Origin of the sequence: Daejeonella sp. (assembly GCF_030695525.1) — a bacterium.
Classification (GTDB): domain Bacteria; phylum Bacteroidota; class Bacteroidia; order Sphingobacteriales; family Sphingobacteriaceae; genus Daejeonella.
The window spans coordinates 72,757-93,792 of the sequence record NZ_JAUYSS010000012.1; the positions used below are offsets into that span (position 1 = coordinate 72,757).

Genomic DNA, 21,036 nt, shown 5'->3' on the forward strand with positions numbered 1-21,036 from the left:
AATCGTTCCAATAATTTTATGTACCGCTGAACTGAGCAGGTATTATAAACAGGATCAGAAAATTTTTACCAAAGACAAATATACAAATACGAGAGGAGCAGCAAGAAGTAAACCATCAAACCGGTCGAGCAGACCACCGTGTCCGGGTAAAAAAGATCCGGAATCCTTTGTCGAAAGGCTTCTTTTCAACATTGACTCAGATAGATCACCCAAAGTGCCTGAACCAACAATGATTAATGAAACTATAAGCCAGTGAATTAAGGATAGCTCCGTAAAATTTATACTGATTATATAACCCGAAAGCAAGCTGCACAATAAACCTCCTGCGAAGCCTTCCCAGCTCTTTTTGGGAGAATGCCTTTCAAACAATCTATTCTTACCCAGACTGATACCAAACAAATAGGCTCCGGTATCACTCGCCCAGAGCAAGATCAGAAAAGCAAAGGGTAAATGCCAGGAATACTCACCTTCCATAAAACCCAGTGCATAGAAAAAGCAAAAAGGAAGTGCTGCAAATACTACTCCGAATATGGTGTATGCAATATTGTGAAAGGGATTCTTCAGATCACGGTAAAGCTCAGCAATTATAATTAATACAAAAAATGGAACACAAATGAGAAGAACCGTTAAAGGTGCATCATACAGAAAATACAAACTGAGTGGTGCATAAATACTGATTACAAGGATCCAACCCAATAAGCTCTGGGGTTTCAGACCATCAGCACGCACCAGTTTGTAAAACTCCTCGGTACTGAATAAACTAAGCAACAGGAAAAAGACAGTAAAAGCATAGGCCCCCAGAAGAAGTGAAGCAAGCATTACTGCAACAAAGAAAAATGCTGTTATTGCTCTTGTTTTCATTTACAACTCATTTTTTACTATTATTTCAATCGCTTTCTGAAAATCATCTTCATGAATATAAACTTCAACCTCCCCAATACGGTAGGGAAAACCTTGCTTATTTATGATAATGGCCTCCATCTCCTGGTCAATCAAGACCTGCCTTACAAGTTCTGATTTAAAAAAATCAGCTGAAGTATATATTTTAACCCATCCTGCTTCCATCCAAACTTCCTCTATTAATTTCGTGTAATTTTCGGGTATACCTATAAAAGTATCGCATTGATACAATAAATAAAATGAAACTGATGCTGATCAGCACAGGGCTTGAGGGTTCTGATTCAAACATTTTATCGATTGAAAGCCCCTGCTTCTGATACCAGTATGCAGTAATTACCGCAATCGCATTATTCAGAAAATGTCCTAAAATGGGAAGCCAGAGACTGCCACTCCAAACAAGCAGGTAACCGAAGAGTGCCCCCAGGAACATTCGTGGAAAAAATCCATAGAATTGAAAATGTATCGAACTAAAAATAATTGCGGTTAACCAGATCGCGACATGATAGTTTCCAAACCATCGTGCAAAAATTCCCTGAAACCCGGCTCTGAAGATCAGTTCCTCGCCAAAAGCAGGGATAAGGGCAAGCATGATTAAATTCACGAGAAGCTCAGGTACAGAATTCATTATAATGAGCTGTTTCGTCATCTCCTCCATCTTCAATTCCTGCTGAAGCATCCATGCTTCAACTTCTTTAAGAAAATAAGGAAGCTTCATCCCTTTATTAAGCTGCATAATATATTCAAGTGCAGGACTTGAAGAAAACATGATTACAATGGTAATTAAAGCCAGATAGCCCGGAACAGGTATGATTTTAAGATACCCTAACCAATCCTTGTTCTGTAGTTTCGCATACACTAAGGCCGGTACAACAAACATCCCAATGGATGAAACAATCTGAACCAGCTTGATTAGATCCAGGTTTACAATCTCTCCTGAGGAAAGCTGTAGCATGGATTCCATGCCATAGATAGAAAAGCCTATCACAAAAGCAATGCTGGTAAAAATCACAGCGCCTGCAAAAATAAGCAGGAGTAAAAGGATCAATGAGCTGAAAGGATTACGTTCTACTGACGCGGATTTGAACATGCTTATATATTATTCGTAATTTTGCATTTTAGTAAATAAAAATACAAGGTTGAAAGATAGCTAATGTCTGTTAAGATTGGAAATATAGATTTAGGGGAATTCCCGCTTTTACTGGCACCTATGGAAGATGTGAGTGATCCTCCATTCCGTTTCGTTTGTAAGCAAAATGGGGTAGACATGATGTACACTGAATTTATTTCATCAGAGGGTTTGATACGCGATGCAGCCAAAAGCAGGGCAAAACTCGACATTTTTGAATATGAACGGCCAATTGGGATACAGATTTTTGGTAGTGAGATTGAGAGCATGGCTGAAGCAACCCGTATTGCAACACTGGCCAATCCGGATTTAATCGATATAAATTATGGCTGTCCGGTAAAAAATGTAGCTTGCCGGGGGGCCGGAGCGAGTTTATTGCAGGACATAGACCGGATGGTGGAAATGACAAAAGCTGTTGTCAATGCCACCCATCTTCCGGTAACTGTTAAAACACGACTTGGATGGGATGATAATACCAAAAATGTTTACGAGGTTGCTGAACGTCTTCAGGACATAGGTATTCAGGCACTGACCATTCATGGCCGCACCCGTGCCCAAATGTATAAAGGTGAAGCCGACTGGTCACTGATTCGGGAGATAAAAAGAAACCCTAGAATCAAAATACCGATATTTGGAAACGGAGATGTCAATTCCATTGAAAAAGCAGCAAGCTGGCGGATGGAATATGAAGTTGATGGAATTATGATTGGCAGGGCAGCAATTGGTTATCCCTGGATTTTCAGAGAAATTAAACACTTTTTTAAGACCGGAGAACTTTTACCTGAACCAACAATTTCTGAAAGAGTGGATGTTTGTAAAACACATCTTGATAAATCCATCTCCTGGAAAGGACCCCGGGTTGGTATTTTTGAAATGAGAAGGCATTATTCTAACTATTTTAAAGGTATCCCTGATTTTAAGGAATATCGAATGAAACTGGTCTCACTTGAAAATATAGACCATATTTATGGAGTTCTGAAGGAAATTAATGAACGATTTCAGACAGAATTGGCTTGATTTTAGCGTTTATCTTTATATTGCCTATTATTAAAACTATTAATTATGGTAACTAAAATTACTGATGGGGTCAAAATATCGGTAGAAACCATTTACCAACCCGAATATTCGAATCCTGCAAATGAACATTTTATGTTCGCATACCGGGTAAATATTGAAAATATGACCGAAAATAGTGTTCAGTTATTGAACCGTCACTGGCATATTTTTGATTCAAACGGCACCAAAAGAGAGGTGGAAGGAGAGGGTGTGGTTGGCTTGCAGCCAATAATCGAGCCGGGCGACAATCATGAATACGTATCCGGTTGTAATTTAAAGACCGACATGGGCAGTATGAAAGGTTTTTATGAAATGAAAAGAATTGTTGACGGACGTAAATTCCGTGTCAATATTCCTGAATTTTACCTGATTGCACCCTATAAAATGAACTGAAAAAAATCACATAATATAAAAAAACCCCTTTACGAAATCATAAAGGGGCTTTTTTATTTGAAGAAATACTATTCTCTTCTTCCCATTAACATGCTGGCATAATACACCAATGTTGCAAGGGAACCTAATGCAGCAACCACATAAGTCATAGCTGCCCACCATAAAGCATCTTTAGCCTGATCATTCTCAAGGCTGGTTTGCATAATGCCACGATTACTTTGCAGCCAGGCCAAAGCCCTGTTGCTTGCATCAAACTCAACCGGAAGAGTAATGAAAGCAAATAAGGTAACTACGGCAAGAGCCACTACACCTATTGCAAGAACTGTAATATCACCTGAAAAAATAAGTAGCATCACGCCAATCATCAATGCCCATTGAGTAATCTTTGATGCCACATTAACTGCAGGAACTACAGCGGACCTGAATTTTAGCCAATTGTATGCCTTTGCGTGCTGCACAGCATGACCACATTCGTGTGCTGCAACCGCTGCTGCAGCGACACTGCGGCCATGATATACTTCAGGACTCAGGTTTACAGTCCGGTCTGCCGGATTATAATGATCAGATAACTGACCCTCTGCAGAAATAATTTGAACATTATATATTCCGTTGTCCTTTAACATCTTATCTGCAATATCTTTTCCACTCATTGCAGAACCTAGAGGCATTTCGGAGTACTGTTTAAATTTGCTTTTAAAACGCCATTGGACAGCAAAACTAACCACCGCAATGACAATCATTAAAATTAATCCCATAGTTTGTATTTTATGTAAACATATTCAATAACCATTCCGAATAAAAATAATCACAAATAATTTACCTTTAGATTATATGTCCAATTTATTTTCTTACTGGGAACAAAAATCATTCTTATCAGGTTTTGATGTGATCATTATTGGTAGCGGAATAGTTGGTTTGAACGCTGCATTGCATCTAAAATCAGGGCGGCCTTCATTAAAAATTGGTGTTCTGGAATCAGGTTTTTTGCCGGCCGGTGCAAGCACAAAAAACGCCGGTTTTGCATGCTTTGGAAGCATTTCTGAGCTTATAAATGAGATGGAATCCCGGTCTGAGTCTGAGCTTCTTGAAATGATCAGTATGCGCTGGAGGGGTCTGAAAAAACTTAGAAATAATCTTGGAGATTCTGCCATTTGTTTTGAACAAAATGGGGGTTATGAAGTATTCAAAGAAAGCGAAGCTAATCAGGCCAATCTCTGTATTGAAAAGATATCCTGGTTTAATACCTTCTTAAAACCTGTCATTGGGAAACATGACATTTATGCAGATTTTGGTGATAAAATTGCAGGTTTTGGAATGAGAGGTATAAGAAACATCATAAAAAACAAATATGAAGGACAAATAGATACAGGCAAAATGATGAAGGCATTGCTTTCAAAGGTCCAGAGCCTTGGAGTAACTGTCTTTAATAATTGTCCCGTTCAGAATATTGAAGAAAGTTCCGGTAATAAGATTATCCATAGTAGTCAGGGCAGTTTTAACTCAAAATCTGTCATTCTGGCGACCAATGCCTTCATCAAAAATCTGATTCCAGAGCTTGATGTTATTCCGGGAAGGGGGCAGGTACTTATTACAGAGCCCATTAAAGATTTGAAAATAAAAGGCACCTTTCATTACAATAAGGGCTATACCTATTTCAGAAATATCGATGATAGGATACTATTGGGCGGAGGAAGGGACCTGGATTTCATTGGAGAAGAAACCACAGAACCCGGTGTTACTGTGATCATTCAGAATGAGCTGGAAAAACTATTGTATGAGACCCTTCTTCCCGGACAAAAACCAAAAATTGAATACCGTTGGAGTGGGGTAATGGGTTTTGGTAAGGAACTAAAACCTATAGTAAAAGAAGTTTCACCCGGACTGTATTGCGCCGTACGCTGCAATGGTATGGGCCTGGCAATGGGAAGTCTTTTGGGTGAGCAGGTCGCAGATCTTATTCAAATTTGACAGGGCTCTCTTTCGTACCTTTGATAAATTATAAAAATGGAAATCTACATTCTGCCGGCAGCGGCCATAATTGTTGTTGTTATATTTATTCTCTTTCGTGCAAGACCAAAATCCGATTGGGCCGGTATGGAGGAAATCGACCGACTCAAAACCGAGAATGAACAATTAAAAATCAGTCTGGCTAAAGCAGAAGAGCGGGCTGAAAATCTGAGAACTGAGCAGGAAAATTTAAAAAAAGAGTTGAATGCAGAGCGCGAAAAACTTTCTGAAGCCCTGCGCTCAATGGAAAGTTCACGCGCTTATTTGAAGGCTCAACAGGAAAAAATAGAAGAGCAAAAGTCGGAGATTAAAAACAATCAGGAAAAATTCAACAAGGATTTTGAACTAATTGCTTCCCGTATCCTGGAAGAAAAAAGTGTTAAATTCACTGAGCATAGCCGCGCCAATCTTGATCTCATCATCAAACCTCTACGTGAGAATCTCAAAACCTTTGAAGATAAGGTTGAGAAGGTTTATAAGGCCGAATCAGATGAGCGTAATATCCTTCGTGGACATATCAATCAACTCATCGAGCAATCTAACCTGATGAATCAGGAAACGAAAAATCTTACCAAAGCCCTTAAAGGAGACAGCAAAAAGCAGGGAAACTGGGGTGAGCTAATTCTGGAAAGGGTTCTAGAGCGTTCGGGGCTTTTAAAAAATCAGGAATATCGTATACAGGCAACACATCAATCATCAGATGGTAACCGCTTCCAGCCCGATGTGGTGATCGATCTGCCTGATGATAAACACCTGATTATCGATGCAAAGGTTTCCCTTACTGCTTATGAGCGCTTGGTAAATTGTGAAATGGATGAAGAACGCAATTTGTTCACCAAACAGCATATTAGTTCAATTCGGACTCATATATTTGAGCTTTCCTCCAAAAATTACAGCGAATTGTATAAGATTAATTCTCCTGATTTTGTGATGCTATTCATTCCAATTGAATCCAGTTTTAGTATCGCTGTACAGAATGATGCAGAACTGTTTAATTTTGCCTGGGATAAACATGTGGTCATCGTCAGTCCATCTACTCTTCTTGCTACATTACGCACCATTGCCAGCATGTGGAAACAGGAGCGGCAAAACCGAAATGTTATGGAAATAGCCCGCCTGAGCGGTGAAATGTACGATAAGTTCATTGGGTTTATGGCTGATATGGAAGGTATCGGCAAAAACATCAAACAAAGTCAGGATGCTTATGACAAAGCCATCAATAAATTATCCAGCGGTAGGGGAAACCTGAGTACTACGGCAGAGAAGATTAAAAAACTGGGTGCCAGAACCGGCAAGCAGCTAGATCAGAAATTCATTAGCGAAGACGACGATTAATTGTTTTTTATGTTTCGGGTAAGAGCTTAAAATAGGTGGCCACAAATCGGTTATTAACAATACTTCCCTTTATCCCGGCTTTTCTGATTTTTTCGCAAAAACCGTCCTTCGCATGAGCATCCCCATGGTCATCAATTTTAGTACCATCCACAAAATAGGATTTTCCATTAATGCGCACAGCTAGATCACATCCTTTTCCTGCCATCTTAAACTGACATTGTCCGCAGGAGGCTTCCGCGATTTGAACAACCTTTTCTTTGGTAGTGTTGTTTCGGGATATGTTTTTTTGTGCATTCACCGAACCGAATACGAAGCAGGCTAACAGAAGAAGCAATTTTATTTTCATTTCTTTAAAGCAGTTATTCTATATATTAAGTTTCCAGGCCTTCTATTTGGCAAATCAGGTTTGCTCTCCCTTTAAAGAATTCCAGCCCTGTGCTTTGATCGGATGGACCTTTTCTGATTTTGAAATGAGGTTACAACCTGCAGAAGCTTCAGTCATATGGCCAATAATTGAAATATCAGGATTATTCCTGATCTTTTCAAAATCCGATTGTTTGATGGTAAATAGCAACTCATAATCTTCCCCTCCATTTAAGGCACAAACAGTTGGATCTATTCCAAAATCACGGGCTGTATCATAGGTCATTGGGTCAATCGGAATCTTTTCTTCATATAAATTACAACCCTTATCCGATTGCTTGCAGATGTGCAGGATCTCAGAAGCAAGGCCATCCGAAATATCAATCATGGCTGTTGGTTTGATCTTCATCAGTTTCAAAGCCTCCACAATATCTTTACGGGCTTCAGGCTTTAGCTGCCGTTCAACAATATAATCCTTTCCTTCCAGATCGGGTTGTATATTGGGATTCTCAAGAAAAATACCCTTTTCCCGTTCTAATAATTGCAGGCCGATATAAGCACCACCCAGATCCCCCGAAACACATAAAAGATCGCCTTCATTTGCACCGCTTCTATAGCAAATATCCTTTTCGTCCGCATAACCAATACTGGTTACACTAATCACAAGGCCCTGCTTTGAGGAAGTGGTGTCGCCTCCTGCAAGATCAACCCCAAATTTTTCACAGGCAATACTGATTCCCTGATACAATTCTTCGACAGCTTCAAGTGGAAATTTACTCGATAAACCGATAGAAACCGTTACCTGGGTTGCGTTTCCATTCATCGCATAGATATCGCTTAGGTTGACCTGGATTGCCTTATATCCTAAATGCTTTAAAGGAGTATAGGATAGATCGAAGTGGATTCCCTCGAGTAAAAGATCTGTAGATATCAGGGTTTTCTTCCCTTCAAAACTAAGTACGGCAGCATCATCCCCGATAGCCTTTATTGTACTTTTGTTTTTTATCTCAAAATTCTTTGTCAAATGATCAATCAGGCCAAATTCACCCAATTGTTCAATCTCTGTACGTCCTTTATTTTCAAACATATTTCGCTTTTAAAAATACAAAGGTGCTAATTTTTTAAGGAAGCGTAGTTTTGGGATTATGGTAATTTATACATGCCCTTTAATTTGCTGTACTCAGATTGTGGCATCTGAACCAGCACAGGGTTCTTTTTATTATCCAGAAAATCAATCAATTTTAAAATATCAGACTCTTTCATGGCGGTACAACCAGCCGTTGGCTTATTGCTGCCACTCCATATATGCATAAAAATACAAGAGCCCATATTGGGGATAGCGGGCTTCACATTATAATCAACAAAAATTCCGTATTTATAAACATCGCTTTTCATACGCATGGTTTCTGCCGAGTTCCAGTCCTTTTTAACCGTATCTGACTTAACTATTTGATTATAATATACTGATTTTGAATCGTCTACACAAAAAGTTTTGTTGTCAACTTTCAAGGAATTCATTTCAGAACGAATATCCTCATAGCCAAACAAACCGCTAAGCTGAAAAATACCGGCAGGTGAGTTTCCATCACCCTCCCTTTTTAATTTTCCTTTGTTCAGTTCTGCTTTGTGTAATCCTTTTCCCCAGGCCATGCCACTTCTGCCTGTAACAATTGGGATTTCTTTAAAAACAGGCACCCAGCAATTTCCCTTATATTCATAAACAGACATTTTACCATTAATCTTATTCCAGGAGTCTGTGGTTACCACAATTAGCTGACTGGTATTAAATTTGACATTCAGATCTATAGGCTGCTGGTTAAAAGAATATAAAATGAAAAGGTATAATGAAATAATAAAATTCATGGCCATTTAAATAGCGGTTTTAAGCCAGTTTTTGCCTTCAGTAAACCTGGTTACCAGCATAGCCGAAACGGTATCACCAGTGGCATTTAAAACAGTAGCCATAGGGTCAACAAGTGTACCAATAATCATCACTACCGGCAACATTTCTACAGGAAAGCCATAAACAGTCATAACCAGAATTTCTCCTATATAACCACCATTTGGAATTCCGCCTTCTACTATACTGACAATGATAGTTATACCCAGTGCCATCAAAATAGTGCCAGGATCCATCAAATCCTTACCCATAATAGCAAATACAGCTGCAATTTTTATAATAGAAGAAACACTTGACCCATCTTTATGAAGCGGAGCTCCTAGAGGAATAACCAGGTTATAAATATGCTCTGGTATTTTCATGGCTCTGGCAGCTGCCAGATTAGCCGGAATTGTTGCTACACTACTGCAGGTACTTACAGCTGTAAATGTAGGAACGATATTGTTTTTCCAAAATATTTTAACTCCCGGAATTCCTCCGGCGATGAATGCATAAAGTGTAAAGAATACTATAAAATAAAAGGTGCAAAAACCATAATAAATAGCCATTGAATGACCGTAAGTTCCAAAGAGCTGCGGACCAAAAACCCCTACCTGATATGCAAAATAAGCCCCTAATCCAATAGGGGCAAGTTTCATAATCATAATAAGGAATTGCTTCATCACCTCATCTCCGGCAATCAGAAACTTCCTGAAAGGATCTGCCACTTCCCCAGATTTTAACGTTGCAAAACCAATAAAAAGGGAAAAAATAATGAAAGCAAGCATACTTTTTCGCGATAATAATTCCGAAAATTCATTGACTGTCAACAAACTGGTTGCCTGCTCCCCAAAACTTGCCGTATGTACCTCTTCAATTACATTTGCTGCTGTGTCAATATTCTGTGGAAGAGGAAATATCCATACTGTAAAAATTGTAAGAATAGCCGAAATAAGCACTGTCACTAAAAAGACAATGATCATAACCAGCATAACCTTACCCATTTTTTTTGTACGGTCAATATTGGCAATTGAAGATGCTATTGCGAAAAAAATAAGGGGTATTACAGCGGTAAAAAGGAGATTCAGAAAAATATCTCCTATGGGTTTAATAACTTCAACCTTCTTGCCTAAAAATAGACCTAAAAAGGTTCCAATAGTTATTCCAAGAAGTAACCTTATAATACTGGCATAATTCTTTAAAAAACCGGATGAACCTTCATTCATTTTATAAACCTAGTTTGGCAGATATTTCTAACATTCGTTCAATAGGTAATTGAGCCCTTTTAATTATATCCGCAGGAACAGTAACTTCTGGCATACCATTCTTTATGCATAGATATAGTTTCTCGAGAGTATTTCTCTTCATGTGCGGACAATCATTGCATGCACATGAATTATCCGGTGGAGCCGGAATAAATACTTTATCCGGACTAGCTTTTTCCATTTGATGGATAATACCACTTTCAGTTGCCACAATAAATTCCTTCGCCGGATTATTTATGGTGTATTTCAATAATCCGGTAGTAGATCCAATGTAATCGGCCATTTTTAAGATAGCCTCTTCACATTCAGGATGCGCAATGAATTTAGCTTCCGGATGTCTGTTTTTTAATTTTAATATCCTTTGCTGTGAAAAAATTTCGTGAACCATGCAGGCCCCATTCCATAAAACCAAATCCCTACCAGTCTTCTTTGCTACCCAGGCACCTAAATTTTTGTCCGGACCAAAAATTATTTTCTGATCTTTTGGTAAGCTTTCTACAATCTGTACTGCATTTGTTGAAGTACAAACAATATCACTCATTGCTTTTAACTCAGCAGTACAATTAACATAGGTTATTACCAAATGATCAGGGTATTTTTCCTTAAACTTTGCAAATAATTTTGGCGGACAACTATCTGATAATGAACAACCTGCTTTTAAATCAGGCAATAATACTTTTTTTGAAGGAGATAAAATTTTTGCGGTTTCTGCCATAAAATGAACCCCGGCAAATACAATTACATCAGCATCCGTTTTAGCTGCCTGTTGTGATAAACCCAGACTATCTCCAATAAAATCTGCAATATCCTGTATATCAGGCTCCTGATAATAATGTGCTAAAATGACCGCATTTTTTTCTTTTTTTAATCTATTTATTTCAGCAAAAAGATCAAGAGTCGGATCTATTGGCTCATCAATAAATCCTCTAATATTTAATTCTTCTAAGGTATTCATTTATCAACTATTCAATAATTATAATTTATATTATATATAATAATCTTATTGTTTATTATGGTGTTGGTACTGTTAATAATAAACATAATATTTTGTCTTTTTTATTGTTTTTAATTTATTATAAACAAATTATCAACAATATTTAAATTCTAAATCTTTGATTATTAATACTTTCAATAATCCAAGTATTTTTTTTAATTCTTATTTGTGTAGTTTTTTATATTGATAAAAAGTGGAATACTCTGTATATTTTGCTTAAAACTTTTTCAAAAATAAGCTAAATTCGGCTTAACAGAAGTATTTATAAGTCAGTTTGTAATATTATCAACCAGTATTAATTCTTAATTAACATCTTTGATGATATTGTTAACATATTTATTCATAATCAATTTTATATAATTTTTCTTGCATGAAAAATGTTGATTTTTTAGTAATTGGATCCGGGATTGCAGGATTAAGTTTTGCTTTAAAAGCTGCCAAATATGGTAAGGTTCTGATAGTTACAAAGGCTAATGAGGATGAATCTAATACTAAATATGCACAAGGAGGGGTTGCTGTTGTTGTTGATAAAGTGGAAGATTCATTTGAAAAGCATATTGAAGACACATTAATTGCCGGCGACGGACTTTGTGATCAGAACATTGTTGAGATTGTTGTTAAAGAGGGACCAGCCCGAATTGAAGAGATTATTAAATACGGTACCCATTTTGATAAGACTAACAAAGGAATATTCGACCTGGCTAAGGAAGGTGGTCATTCCGAAAGCAGAGTACTTCATTATAAGGATATTACCGGTTTTGAAATTGAAAGAGCTTTACTTTCTCAAATACATAGTGATCCTAATATTGAAATTTTAACTCATTTTTTTGCCGTTGAATTAATAACTCAGCATCATATAGGGGCTTTTGTTGACAGGAAATCAGCAAATATTGAATGTTATGGGATATATGCCCTTGACACTGCAACGAATAAAGTAGAAAAGTTTTTATCCAGGGTTACATTAATGGCATCTGGTGGTGCCGGGCATATTTATTCGACAACTACAAATCCTGTTATAGCCACTGGTGATGGAATTGCGATGGCTTATCGTGCAAAAGCAAAAGTAAGGAATATGGAATTTATTCAATTTCATCCAACCGCATTGTATAATCCAGGAGAGTATCCCTCATTTTTAATATCTGAAGCTGTTAGAGGTTTTGGTGGTGTGCTCAAAACCAGAGATGGGGAAGAGTTTATGCAGAATTATGATGAGCGTGGTTCTCTGGCTCCTCGTGATATAGTGGCAAGGGCCATTGACGCTGAAATGAAGAAATCAGGTGATGATTTTGTTTATTTGGATATCAGGCACCGTGATAAAGCTGATATTCTTTCACATTTCCCCAATATTTACGCGAAATGTTTAAGCATTGGTTTGGACATGACACGTGACCTGATTCCTGTTACTCCCGCGGCTCACTATATGTGTGGTGGTATTCTGGTTGATGAAGATGGAAAATCCTCTATTCATCGACTATATGCTTGTGGGGAGTGCACTTCAACTGGTTTGCATGGAGCGAATAGACTGGCTTCTAATTCCTTGCTTGAGGCTCCTGTATTTGCTCACAGGATTTTTGAAGATGCTATTAAAGTCTTTAGTAAATATGAAATTCCTGATAATATACCTGAATGGGATGAAACTGACACTAAACTTTCAAATGAGGACATTCTGGTAACTCATAATCTTCGTGAAACACAAAAAGTTATGAGTGATTATGTTGGTATTGTAAGATCAGATTTCAGACTGGAGAGAGCAATGCGACGTTTAGGCCTGCTGTATGAAGAAACGGAAAGCTTTTACAAGAAGACCACATTGTCTGTTAAATTATGTGAGCTTCGAAATGTAATTCAAAATGCTTACATCGTTATAAAATCCGCCACATTACGTAAAGAGAGCAGGGGTCTTCATTATACAACTGATTACAAGCCTCATGCACTTGATCCGCACGATACAGTTTTTTAAAATGTTTTATTTATGGCACTTATTTTATCGGTTAAGAATGTTTTTCCTGAAATTGGGACTAATTGTTTTCTAGCTGAGAACAGCACAATAGTTGGTGATGTTGTTATCGGTAATAATTGTTCTGTTTGGTTTAATGCAGTTATCAGGGGTGACGTAAATTACATCAGGATTGGTGATAATACTAATATTCAGGATGGAGCCATTATACACTGTACCTATCAGAAGGCGGCTACAGAAATTGGTAACGATGTATCAATTGGTCATAATGCACTTGTTCATGGTTGTACCCTTTATGATCACGTTCTCATTGGAATGGGTGCCATTGTGATGGATCATGTTATTGTGAATGAGTATTGTATTATTGCGGCAGGTGCTATTGTTCTTGAGAATACCGTTTGCGAAGCTGGGCATTTATATGCTGGTATTCCCGCCAGAAAGATTAAACCATTAACAGAACAACAAATTGACATGTTGAATAAGCTTCCAGAAAACTATAAATTATATTCAACCTGGTTCATTCCGGATCCGGAATAATTATATTTTCTTCCAAATCCCAGTTGGGTCTTAGAGATATTGTTTTGTTAAAGTTCCATGTTTTTTCAGGTTGTTTTCCTTCCTTAACATTACCTGTGTCCCATTCTCCATTGGCATTATCATCATATATAACACGGATTAAATACTTCCCTGTGGGGTATCTTATATAGTTAAGGAGGGTATTTTTTTTAATCGAATTTTGCTTTAGAATATCTTTCCGTTCATTCAACCATTGTATAAGGTAGGTTCTTGCTGTGTCAGGCACACTGATATTGATTGATATACTTCCATAGTTGTCGTCAATATCCAATTCAAAATTTTTGGTATAAACCTTTGATTTAGTCTCAAGAACATCAGTAAATGCATTCTCTGCAAGTTTTAAACTATATTGTTTTTTGGTCTTCCAAGGATATTTTAACCTGTATGTTCTTAGAGAGCTTGTATCCCTTTCAAATTGATAATTTTTTGTTGGTATTGAATCTTCGAGGAGTGTAATTAGTTCTTGTTGATAGGATTTAATTGGGGACGATAATTTTATTATTAATTCTGAACCAGGTCTTATTTTGTTTCCTGATAGATTGTCAGTTGCAATAAGTGATTTCACATAAGTATCTCTTTTATTCCTTCTAAGTGTTACAGTGTCAAGTGCTTTCCCCGCTGAATTGACAACTACATCGACTGAATCAAAACTTAGCTCTGGTAACCATACTGTTGCGGAATCCCTTGTTAAGCTGAATTCAACCGTTTTATTTTGATTGATGCTTGCTGGTTCAATGATGCTTATTGACGCATCAATTACAGGTCTGTTAAAAGTTAAACTTATTCTTCCATCAGCTTCAATTCGACGCTCTTTAACCATGAAAACTGTAGGATATTCCTTGAATACCTCTAAAATAATTCCACTTGTATCTTTGCTTAGTTTAAGTGGATTCGACAGGAAACCAATTTCTTCATTTTGTGCATTGTATATTCTATCTCCACCCTGTTCAAGTAATGCATAGATTTTATAAGTATCTTCTTTGAGGTTCGATATTTTGAAAACACCTGCCGTATCAGTGATATTGAAGATGCTGGCCTTCTTTTTACCGAAAAGTGAATCCTGGCTTAAAGGAAGGATGAATACTACAACGTCTTTTAATTTTTCTTTTGTCAGTGAATTGATCACTCTTCCTGAAATAGATAAGGAATCTATTTCATTTCCTGTGGAGAAAACGTATGAGTAATTTTTTAGGATATTACTCTCGTTTACATCTGCAATAGCTTTACCGAAATTTATTGAATAAGTTGTGTTTTCTTCAAGTTCCTGTTTAAATTCGATTACAAGATTTTCTTTTTTTACTCTATAACCAGGTGAAATGTCCAGTGCCGGGGAAATGCTTATTTCTGTATATTCATTACTTAGCTTTATAAATTCATTAAATTCTATTTCAACTTTTTTAGCGTTAAAGTTTTTTGTAAAGTTTTTTGGAACTTCAGTAATAATTTCTGGTGGTATAGTATCTTTTGGACCGCCAGTTGGTGATTGCATACTTGCACAACCTGTTACGAAAATTGTCAACCAAAAGAGTGCGAATGAGGTATATAAAAATAGCCTCTTTTTATTTTTTGCCATTTATAAGCCTTATGGGCGATTTTTTTTATTTTTGGACCAATATTATTAACTAAACCAAAAAAGTGGTTTAATTCTTATTATTTAAAGCCAGTTTATTATCATGTCTAATGTACTGATAGTCAGATACTTATATTTTATCTGGCCATATGAACCATTAAAACTGATATATCTGATGGTGAAACCCCAGAAATTCTGGATGCTTGTCCCAAAGTCCTCGGTTTTATTTTCATCAATTTTTCCCTTGCCTCTTTTGATAATGATACAAGGTCACGATAATTGAATTCAGGGTTAATTGTATGATCTTCCATCCGTTTCATTTTATCAACTATCTCGAGTTCCTTTTCAAAATAGCTTTCGTATTTCACTTTTATTTCTGCTTGTTCGACAGTCTCTCTATCGTACTTTTCTATTAAATCATTGAACGCCGGATCTGCTTTTTTAATATCTTGAAACCCAATCTGAGGCCTTGTTATAAGTTGGAACATTTTTACGTTTTGGGTTATTCCCGGTGTACCTTTTTCTTCAAGGATCGTATTTACGGCATCGGGTCCAATTGAAGTTGTTTTTAAATAGCTGACTAAATGATCGGCATTTTCTATTTTCTTATTTACCTTATTTAGTCTTTCATCAGATATTAAACCTAACTGATGTCCTATAGGGCTCAATCGGATATCTGCATTGTCTTGTCTTAATAATAATCTATGTTCTGCTCGTGATGTAAACATCCGATAGGGTTCTTCAGTCCCTTTTGTTACCAGATCATCTATTAAAACCCCAATATAGGATTCAGCCCGTTTTAAAATTAGTTCAGCTTTCTTGTTTATTTTGAGGTGTGCGTTGATTCCAGCCATAAAACCTTGGCATGCGGCTTCCTCATATCCCGTTGTACCATTGATTTGTCCCGCAAAATATAAATTACTGATTAGCTTTGTCTCAAGGCTAAGACCCAGCTGGGTTGGAGGGAAGAAATCATATTCTATGGCATAACCGGGTCTGAACATTTTTACTTTTTCGAACCCGGGTATTTTTGTTAGTGCCCTGTATTGAACGTCTTCTGGTAGTGATGTTGAAAATCCATTGACATAGATCTCTACAGTATTCCATCCTTCTGGTTCAACAAAAATCTGGTGCCTGTCACGTTCTGCAAAACGATTAATTTTGTCTTCTATTGATGGACAATAACGGGGTCCCAGTCCTTTAATTCGTCCTGTAAACATTGGAGATTTTTCAAAACCTTCCTTCAGAGTCTCATGTACCTCCGAATTTGTATAGGTTATCCAGCAGCATTTTTGTTTTGTAGGTAAAACTACGTTTGTGTAGGAGAACCTCCCCTTGCCTGGGTCACCCCATTGTTCTTCCATCCTGGAGTAATCCAGTGACCTTCCATCTACACGTGGTGGTGTTCCCGTTTTCATTCTACCCGCTTCAAATCCTAGCTCCACCAATTGTTCGGTTATACCTGTTGAGGATTTTTCACCTGTTCTGCCCCCTCCAAATTTCTTTTCACCAACATGAATTATTCCATTAAGGAAGGTGCCATTTGTTAATACCACCGCCTCTGCTCTAATTTTTAATCCTAATGAAGTTCTTACCCCACATACCTTGTTATTTTCTATTAATAAGGAAGTTGCTGTATCCTGCCAGAAATCTACATTTGGCGTTCGTTCTAGTGCTAATCTCCACTCTTCAGCAAATCTTTTTCTATCATTCTGTGCTCTGGGGCTCCACATGGCAGGTCCTTTAGAACTGTTCAACATGCGGAATTGTAATGTTGTTTTATCTGTTATTATTCCGGAATACCCACCCATTGCATCTATTTCACGAACAATTTGGCCTTTTGCCACACCACCCATTGCCGGATTACAGCTCATTTGGGCAATCGTTTCCATGTTCATGGTTATTAATAAAACTTTAGAACCCAGGTTAGCGGCCGCAGCTGCTGCCTCGCATCCGGCATGTCCGGCGCCTACCACTATTATATCGTATTTATCAAACATTTTTATGATGTTCCACGTGGAACAATTGTTTTGTAAAAATAATCATTACTATTTAATAATTGTTCCACGTGGAACATGCTTAAAAAGAGAGATGAGAGCTGCTGTTCCCCAAACGGCATTAAGAAAAACAAAAGGATAGAATTGTATCAGAAAGGAAGAATACCCACATAGGGCTGACCCTAATAAATTCATGGCGCTATACCACTTGCTTTCCGTCGGCATCAATTTCCTTAAATTGAGATAAAATGCAATGAGCAACAAGCTAACTCCTGCCGATGCCAATAGATCTGATATGCTCATATTAAATATTATTCCGACAACTCTAGCCAACGAAAGGTTTGCTCATCGATTTTGTCTTTAAGATCCTTTATTTTGGTAGCCATGTCAATTAATTTATGGTGATCTGTTATTCCTGAATTTAATTCTAATGTGAGGACTTCTATTTGTTCCTCATGTTTTTTAATACATAATTCAAGTTCAGAACGTTCTTTCTCTTCCTTAAAACTTAGTTTTCTTTTTGTCGAATCAGTACTCTTGGATATTATTGCAGTATTGGTTTCAGGCTTTGCCGGCTTTTTAGGCTCTTCTTGTTCCAGCCTGTAATCCGTATAATTACCTGAGTAGATATGTACATTCCCATCTCCTTCAAAAATAAAGAGCTGGTCGGTTAGACGATCAATTAGATAGCGGTCGTGTGAAACTAACATTAGAATTCCTGGGAAATTAAGCAGAAAGTCTTCTAAAACATTTAGTGTATCAATATCCAGATCGTTAGTGGGCTCATCCAGTATAAGGTAATTAGGGTTCTTCATCAAAACCCGCATAAGCTGAAGTCGTTTCTTTTCGCCCCCGCTTAATTTGCTGACCATTCCATACTGTTTCGCCGGTGGGAACAGAAAATGGGTTAAAACCTGGCTTGCAGTCAGGGTCTTTCCATCAGCCATGGTGATATACTCTGCCACATTTTTGACTACATCTATCACCCGCTCATCATCCTTAAACTCAAGCCCCCCCTGTCTGTAATATCCATAAACGGTTGTTTCACCCACAATAACTTTACCACTATCCGGCTTTATGTCTCCTGTAATAATATTAAGAAGTGTAGATTTTCCTGTTCCATTCTTTCCGGCTACTCCAATTCTATCGCCTTTTTTGAATGTATAGCTGAAATCATTAATTATCGGTTTGCCGTTAAACGACTTAGCCACATGCTCCAGTTCCAAAATCTTATTTCCCTGTCTCGAAACGTTGACACTTAACTCAAGCGATGATTTTACATTCCTGCCTTTGGTTTTTTCTTCAAGATCATAAAAAGAGTCGATCCTGGATTTTGATTTAGTTGTTCTTGCCTTTGGCTGTCTACGCATCCATTCCAGTTCTTTTTTCAGCAGATTGGTGTTTTTGCTGAATGTAGCATCTTCTGCTGCATTTTGTTCTGCTTTCTTTTCCAGATAATAACTGTAATTCCCGTTAAAGTTTTGAATTTTACCCCGGTCGAGTTCGATAATTCGGGTTGAAACGTTATCCAGAAAGTATCTGTCGTGTGTAACCAGCAAAATTGTTTTCTGTCCACTGCTCATATAGCTTTCGAGCCATTCAATCGTTTCAATATCCAGATGGTTAGTAGGTTCATCTAAAATATAAACATCAGGATCGTCGATGAGTAGCTTGGCAAGTGCCAGACGCTTTCTCTGTCCGCCCGAAAGAGTAACAATTTTCTGCTCGAGATGTTGTATTCCCATCCTTCCAAGGATTGTTTTTATCTCATATTCATATTCCCAGGCATTTGCATTACTTAAGTCATCCATTAGTCTGTTCAGGAGCTTTTCATCATGAACTTCCTGATTTACAGCCTCTTCGTACTTCCGTATCAGTTGCTGACGTTCATTTCCAATGGAGTAAATGAAGTCACTGATTGTTTCCTGATTGCTAAATTGAGGATCCTGTTCGAGGTAGCCCACCCTCAGATCCCGTTCGGTTACAACTTTGCCAAGACTTGGTTGTAAAATACCCGAAAGAATTCTGAGCAATGTTGATTTTCCGGTTCCGTTGATTCCAACCAATGCTACCCGGTCGCCCTTGTTAAGACCGAGATAGAGATCCTTAAATAACCAGTTATCGTTAAATGAATGCCCTAATTGTTCTGTAGATAAAATGCTCACGCTAATTTTTGTATTTTAATGGAAGGATAGATAAAAGTTCCTTTAAGATCTTTTAACGATTGATTAAGCATAACCCGGGCAACTGTTTCTGCCTCGATGCTGCGATATTTTTTAAATGGACCTATTAGAAGCGGATTAATTAGCTTAAAAACAGAGATTGCAAACTTCTCGCCCAAACGCGACTCTTTCCGATTTCCGGTTAATAAGGAAGGCTGGTAGATATGTAAAGATGAGATGGATAAATTCTTTAGTTCATTTTCCAGTTCCCCCTTAAGTTTCAGGTAAGCGTTAGATGCTAAAGCATTTGCACCCAATGATGATACCAAATGAAATTGTGAAACTCCGTTTCTGGTGCCAATTTCTGCCAGTTTTAGTGGATATTCAAGATCAATTTTTCTATATAAATCAGAATCAGGCGTCGCAGCCTTGGTAGTACCCAGACAGCTAAAAATTACATCCCCTTTGATGTCAGAAGAATAGTGCTCCAGTTCATCAAAATTAACAATCAATTCCTGAACTTTATGTGCAGAAATATGAAGTGGCTTTCTAAGCAACAATAAAATCCGCGATATTTCAACGGACTCGATTAGCTGTGTGAGTAAGTGACTGCCAATAAGTCCGCTTGCTCCAACTAAAATGACTTGATGTGGCATTAATTTGTCTTATTAATCTGCAAAGGTACACATTAGAAAGTTTGGAATTAATATTGTATGTTTAAACATGTAATTAAAAGTAAAGCATATGAAAAACACTATTCATCTCGCAGCTGATCGTGGAATTCAAGATCACGGCTGGTTAAAAGCAGCTCATTCCTTTAGTTTTGGCCAATATCATGATCCATCAAAGGTTCATTTTGGCTTATTAAGAGTATTGAACGACGATATTATTGCCCCGGGTATGGGATTTGGCACTCACGGTCATGACAATATGGAAATTGTGACCATTCCTTTAAAGGGGGTACTGGCCCATAAGGATAGTTTGGGATCTGAGGGTAATATAAGTTATGGAGAAGTTCAGGTTATGTCTGCTGGAAGTGGAATCCGTCATTCAGAGTATAACGATTCTTCTAACGAAGAGGTAAATTTACTTCAGATATGGGTTTTTCCAAAGGAACGCAATATTCAGCCGCGATATGATCAGATGGTGTATGATCTTGAGAAAGTAAATAATTCATTTCTTACAATTGTGTCCCCGAATGAAGGTGAGAATGTATTGTGGATTAATCAGGACGCATTTTTCAGTCTGGGAACATTTGATGGCGGTAAAAAGGTAAGTTACACAATTCAGCATCCCGGAAACGGTGCGTATGTCTTTATAATTGACGGTAAGACAGAACTGGAAGGTACAGTTTTAAAAACTCGGGATGCTATGGGTATTTACGACACCGAAAATTTAGAGTTCAAATTCAGTGAAGATTCCAGGGTATTGATTATAGAAGTTCCAATGCAATAAT

The 21,036-nt window shown here is 37.6% G+C and carries 20 protein-coding genes; 7 read left to right on the top strand and 13 right to left on the bottom strand.

The window, feature by feature from the left end; genetic code table 11:
* Positions 1-54 precede the first annotated feature (54 nt).
* Genes Q8S11_RS02210 through Q8S11_RS02220 form a run of 3 tightly spaced genes read right to left on the bottom strand, consistent with a single transcriptional unit; the run spans position 55 to position 1,987 of the window.
* Positions 55-861, bottom strand: coding sequence for a phosphatidate cytidylyltransferase (locus Q8S11_RS02210; protein WP_305660447.1), 807 nt, complete (start codon positions 859-861; stop codon positions 55-57).
* Positions 862-1,065: a DUF2007 domain-containing protein gene (locus tag Q8S11_RS02215; RefSeq protein ID WP_305660448.1), complete on the bottom strand. Its 204-nt coding sequence runs from the start codon at positions 1,063-1,065 to the stop codon at positions 862-864.
* Complete coding sequence (locus Q8S11_RS02220) at positions 1,046-1,987, bottom strand: CPBP family intramembrane glutamic endopeptidase (protein ID WP_305660449.1); 942 nt, start codon at positions 1,985-1,987, stop codon at positions 1,046-1,048. Before Q8S11_RS02220 ends, Q8S11_RS02215 begins: the two co-directional genes overlap by 20 nt.
* Before the next feature lie 63 nt (positions 1,988-2,050).
* Between Q8S11_RS02220 and dusB the strand changes: the two genes are divergently transcribed.
* The gene (dusB, locus tag Q8S11_RS02225) at positions 2,051-3,043 is read left to right on the top strand and encodes a tRNA dihydrouridine synthase DusB (RefSeq protein ID WP_305660450.1); all 993 of its coding nucleotides are present in this window, start codon (positions 2,051-2,053) and stop codon (positions 3,041-3,043) included.
* A gap of 45 nt (positions 3,044-3,088) precedes the next feature.
* The gene (apaG, locus tag Q8S11_RS02230) at positions 3,089-3,475 is read left to right on the top strand and encodes a Co2+/Mg2+ efflux protein ApaG (RefSeq protein WP_305660451.1); all 387 of its coding nucleotides are present in this window, start codon (positions 3,089-3,091) and stop codon (positions 3,473-3,475) included.
* Positions 3,476-3,543: 68 nt separating this feature from the next.
* On the opposite strand, the gene Q8S11_RS02235 is transcribed toward apaG, so the two are convergent.
* Positions 3,544-4,230 (bottom strand): zinc metallopeptidase, encoded by a 687-nt coding sequence (locus tag Q8S11_RS02235; RefSeq protein ID WP_305660452.1) that lies wholly within the window; start codon positions 4,228-4,230, stop codon positions 3,544-3,546.
* Between the two features lie 76 nt (positions 4,231-4,306).
* On the opposite strand from Q8S11_RS02235, the gene Q8S11_RS02240 reads away from it, so the two are divergent.
* Positions 4,307-5,443, top strand: coding sequence for an FAD-binding oxidoreductase (locus tag Q8S11_RS02240; protein ID WP_305660453.1), 1,137 nt, complete (start codon positions 4,307-4,309; stop codon positions 5,441-5,443).
* A gap of 36 nt (positions 5,444-5,479) precedes the next feature.
* The gene (gene rmuC, locus Q8S11_RS02245; RefSeq protein WP_305660454.1) at positions 5,480-6,817 is read left to right on the top strand and encodes a DNA recombination protein RmuC; all 1,338 of its coding nucleotides are present in this window, start codon (positions 5,480-5,482) and stop codon (positions 6,815-6,817) included.
* Positions 6,818-6,824: 7 nt separating this feature from the next.
* Here rmuC and Q8S11_RS02250 read toward each other — a convergent pair whose 3' ends face one another.
* The 5 genes from Q8S11_RS02250 to nadA are packed head-to-tail and all read right to left on the bottom strand — an operon-like array spanning position 6,825 to position 11,279.
* Positions 6,825-7,163 carry a DUF6370 family protein gene (locus Q8S11_RS02250; protein ID WP_305660455.1) on the bottom strand — a complete coding sequence of 113 codons (339 nt, stop codon included), beginning with the start codon at positions 7,161-7,163 and terminating at the stop codon, positions 6,825-6,827.
* A 54-nt stretch (positions 7,164-7,217) separates the two neighbouring features.
* Positions 7,218-8,267: a thiamine-phosphate kinase gene (gene thiL / locus Q8S11_RS02255; RefSeq protein ID WP_305660456.1), complete on the bottom strand. Its 1,050-nt coding sequence runs from the start codon at positions 8,265-8,267 to the stop codon at positions 7,218-7,220.
* Positions 8,268-8,323: 56 nt separating this feature from the next.
* Positions 8,324-9,043 (bottom strand): L,D-transpeptidase, encoded by a 720-nt coding sequence (locus Q8S11_RS02260; protein WP_305660457.1) that lies wholly within the window; start codon positions 9,041-9,043, stop codon positions 8,324-8,326.
* A gap of 6 nt (positions 9,044-9,049) precedes the next feature.
* Complete coding sequence (locus Q8S11_RS02265; protein ID WP_305660458.1) at positions 9,050-10,285, bottom strand: dicarboxylate/amino acid:cation symporter; 1,236 nt, start codon at positions 10,283-10,285, stop codon at positions 9,050-9,052.
* Position 10,286: 1 nt separating this feature from the next.
* Positions 10,287-11,279, bottom strand: coding sequence for a quinolinate synthase NadA (gene nadA / locus Q8S11_RS02270; protein WP_305660459.1), 993 nt, complete (start codon positions 11,277-11,279; stop codon positions 10,287-10,289).
* A 409-nt stretch (positions 11,280-11,688) separates the two neighbouring features.
* On the opposite strand from nadA, the gene nadB reads away from it, so the two are divergent.
* Complete coding sequence (gene nadB / locus Q8S11_RS02275; RefSeq protein ID WP_305660460.1) at positions 11,689-13,278, top strand: L-aspartate oxidase; 1,590 nt, start codon at positions 11,689-11,691, stop codon at positions 13,276-13,278.
* Positions 13,279-13,290: 12 nt separating this feature from the next.
* Complete coding sequence (locus Q8S11_RS02280) at positions 13,291-13,812, top strand: gamma carbonic anhydrase family protein (protein ID WP_305660461.1); 522 nt, start codon at positions 13,291-13,293, stop codon at positions 13,810-13,812.
* Here Q8S11_RS02280 and Q8S11_RS02285 read toward each other — a convergent pair.
* From Q8S11_RS02285 to Q8S11_RS02300, 4 genes are all read right to left on the bottom strand, one after another.
* Positions 13,793-15,424 (bottom strand): Ig-like domain-containing protein, encoded by a 1,632-nt coding sequence (locus Q8S11_RS02285; RefSeq protein WP_305660462.1) that lies wholly within the window; start codon positions 15,422-15,424, stop codon positions 13,793-13,795. The two genes, Q8S11_RS02280 and Q8S11_RS02285, sit on opposite strands and share 20 nt — an antisense overlap.
* Before the next feature lie 134 nt (positions 15,425-15,558).
* Complete coding sequence (gene mnmG, locus Q8S11_RS02290) at positions 15,559-17,421, bottom strand: tRNA uridine-5-carboxymethylaminomethyl(34) synthesis enzyme MnmG (RefSeq protein WP_305660463.1); 1,863 nt, start codon at positions 17,419-17,421, stop codon at positions 15,559-15,561.
* Positions 17,422-17,729: 308 nt separating this feature from the next.
* A complete protein-coding gene (locus Q8S11_RS02295) occupies positions 17,730-19,583 on the bottom strand; it encodes an ABC-F family ATP-binding cassette domain-containing protein (protein WP_305660464.1) in 1,854 nt (617 codons plus the stop codon).
* Complete coding sequence (locus Q8S11_RS02300; protein ID WP_305660465.1) at positions 19,580-20,236, bottom strand: NAD-dependent epimerase/dehydratase family protein; 657 nt, start codon at positions 20,234-20,236, stop codon at positions 19,580-19,582. Before Q8S11_RS02300 ends, Q8S11_RS02295 begins: the two co-directional genes overlap by 4 nt.
* An 88-nt stretch (positions 20,237-20,324) precedes the next feature.
* Here Q8S11_RS02300 and Q8S11_RS02305 point away from each other — a divergent pair, with 88 nt between their 5' ends.
* Positions 20,325-21,035 (top strand): pirin family protein, encoded by a 711-nt coding sequence (locus tag Q8S11_RS02305; protein WP_305660466.1) that lies wholly within the window; start codon positions 20,325-20,327, stop codon positions 21,033-21,035.
* The last annotated feature ends 1 nt before the right edge of the window (position 21,036 follow it).

Bases quoted from the DNA above. Each gene is read 5' to 3' on its own strand.
- Q8S11_RS02210 (WP_305660447.1), bottom strand. From the start codon at position 861: ATGAAAACAAGAGCAATAACAGCATTTTTCTTTGTTGCAGTAATGCTT.
- Q8S11_RS02215 (WP_305660448.1), bottom strand. From the start codon at position 1,065: ATGGAAGCAGGATGGGTTAAAATATATACTTCAGCTGATTTTTTTAAA.
- Q8S11_RS02220 (WP_305660449.1), bottom strand. From the start codon at position 1,987: ATGTTCAAATCCGCGTCAGTAGAACGTAATCCTTTCAGCTCATTGATC.
- dusB (WP_305660450.1), top strand. From the start codon at position 2,051: ATGTCTGTTAAGATTGGAAATATAGATTTAGGGGAATTCCCGCTTTTA.
- apaG (WP_305660451.1), top strand. From the start codon at position 3,089: ATGGTAACTAAAATTACTGATGGGGTCAAAATATCGGTAGAAACCATT.
- Q8S11_RS02235 (WP_305660452.1), bottom strand. From the start codon at position 4,230: ATGGGATTAATTTTAATGATTGTCATTGCGGTGGTTAGTTTTGCTGTC.
- Q8S11_RS02240 (WP_305660453.1), top strand. From the start codon at position 4,307: ATGTCCAATTTATTTTCTTACTGGGAACAAAAATCATTCTTATCAGGT.
- rmuC (WP_305660454.1), top strand. From the start codon at position 5,480: ATGGAAATCTACATTCTGCCGGCAGCGGCCATAATTGTTGTTGTTATA.
- Q8S11_RS02250 (WP_305660455.1), bottom strand. From the start codon at position 7,163: ATGAAAATAAAATTGCTTCTTCTGTTAGCCTGCTTCGTATTCGGTTCG.
- thiL (WP_305660456.1), bottom strand. From the start codon at position 8,267: ATGTTTGAAAATAAAGGACGTACAGAGATTGAACAATTGGGTGAATTT.
- Q8S11_RS02260 (WP_305660457.1), bottom strand. From the start codon at position 9,043: ATGAATTTTATTATTTCATTATACCTTTTCATTTTATATTCTTTTAAC.
- Q8S11_RS02265 (WP_305660458.1), bottom strand. From the start codon at position 10,285: ATGAATGAAGGTTCATCCGGTTTTTTAAAGAATTATGCCAGTATTATA.
- nadA (WP_305660459.1), bottom strand. From the start codon at position 11,279: ATGAATACCTTAGAAGAATTAAATATTAGAGGATTTATTGATGAGCCA.
- nadB (WP_305660460.1), top strand. From the start codon at position 11,689: ATGAAAAATGTTGATTTTTTAGTAATTGGATCCGGGATTGCAGGATTA.
- Q8S11_RS02280 (WP_305660461.1), top strand. From the start codon at position 13,291: ATGGCACTTATTTTATCGGTTAAGAATGTTTTTCCTGAAATTGGGACT.
- Q8S11_RS02285 (WP_305660462.1), bottom strand. From the start codon at position 15,424: ATGGCAAAAAATAAAAAGAGGCTATTTTTATATACCTCATTCGCACTC.
- mnmG (WP_305660463.1), bottom strand. From the start codon at position 17,421: ATGTTTGATAAATACGATATAATAGTGGTAGGCGCCGGACATGCCGGA.
- Q8S11_RS02300 (WP_305660465.1), bottom strand. From the start codon at position 20,236: ATGCCACATCAAGTCATTTTAGTTGGAGCAAGCGGACTTATTGGCAGT.
- Q8S11_RS02305 (WP_305660466.1), top strand. From the start codon at position 20,325: ATGAAAAACACTATTCATCTCGCAGCTGATCGTGGAATTCAAGATCAC.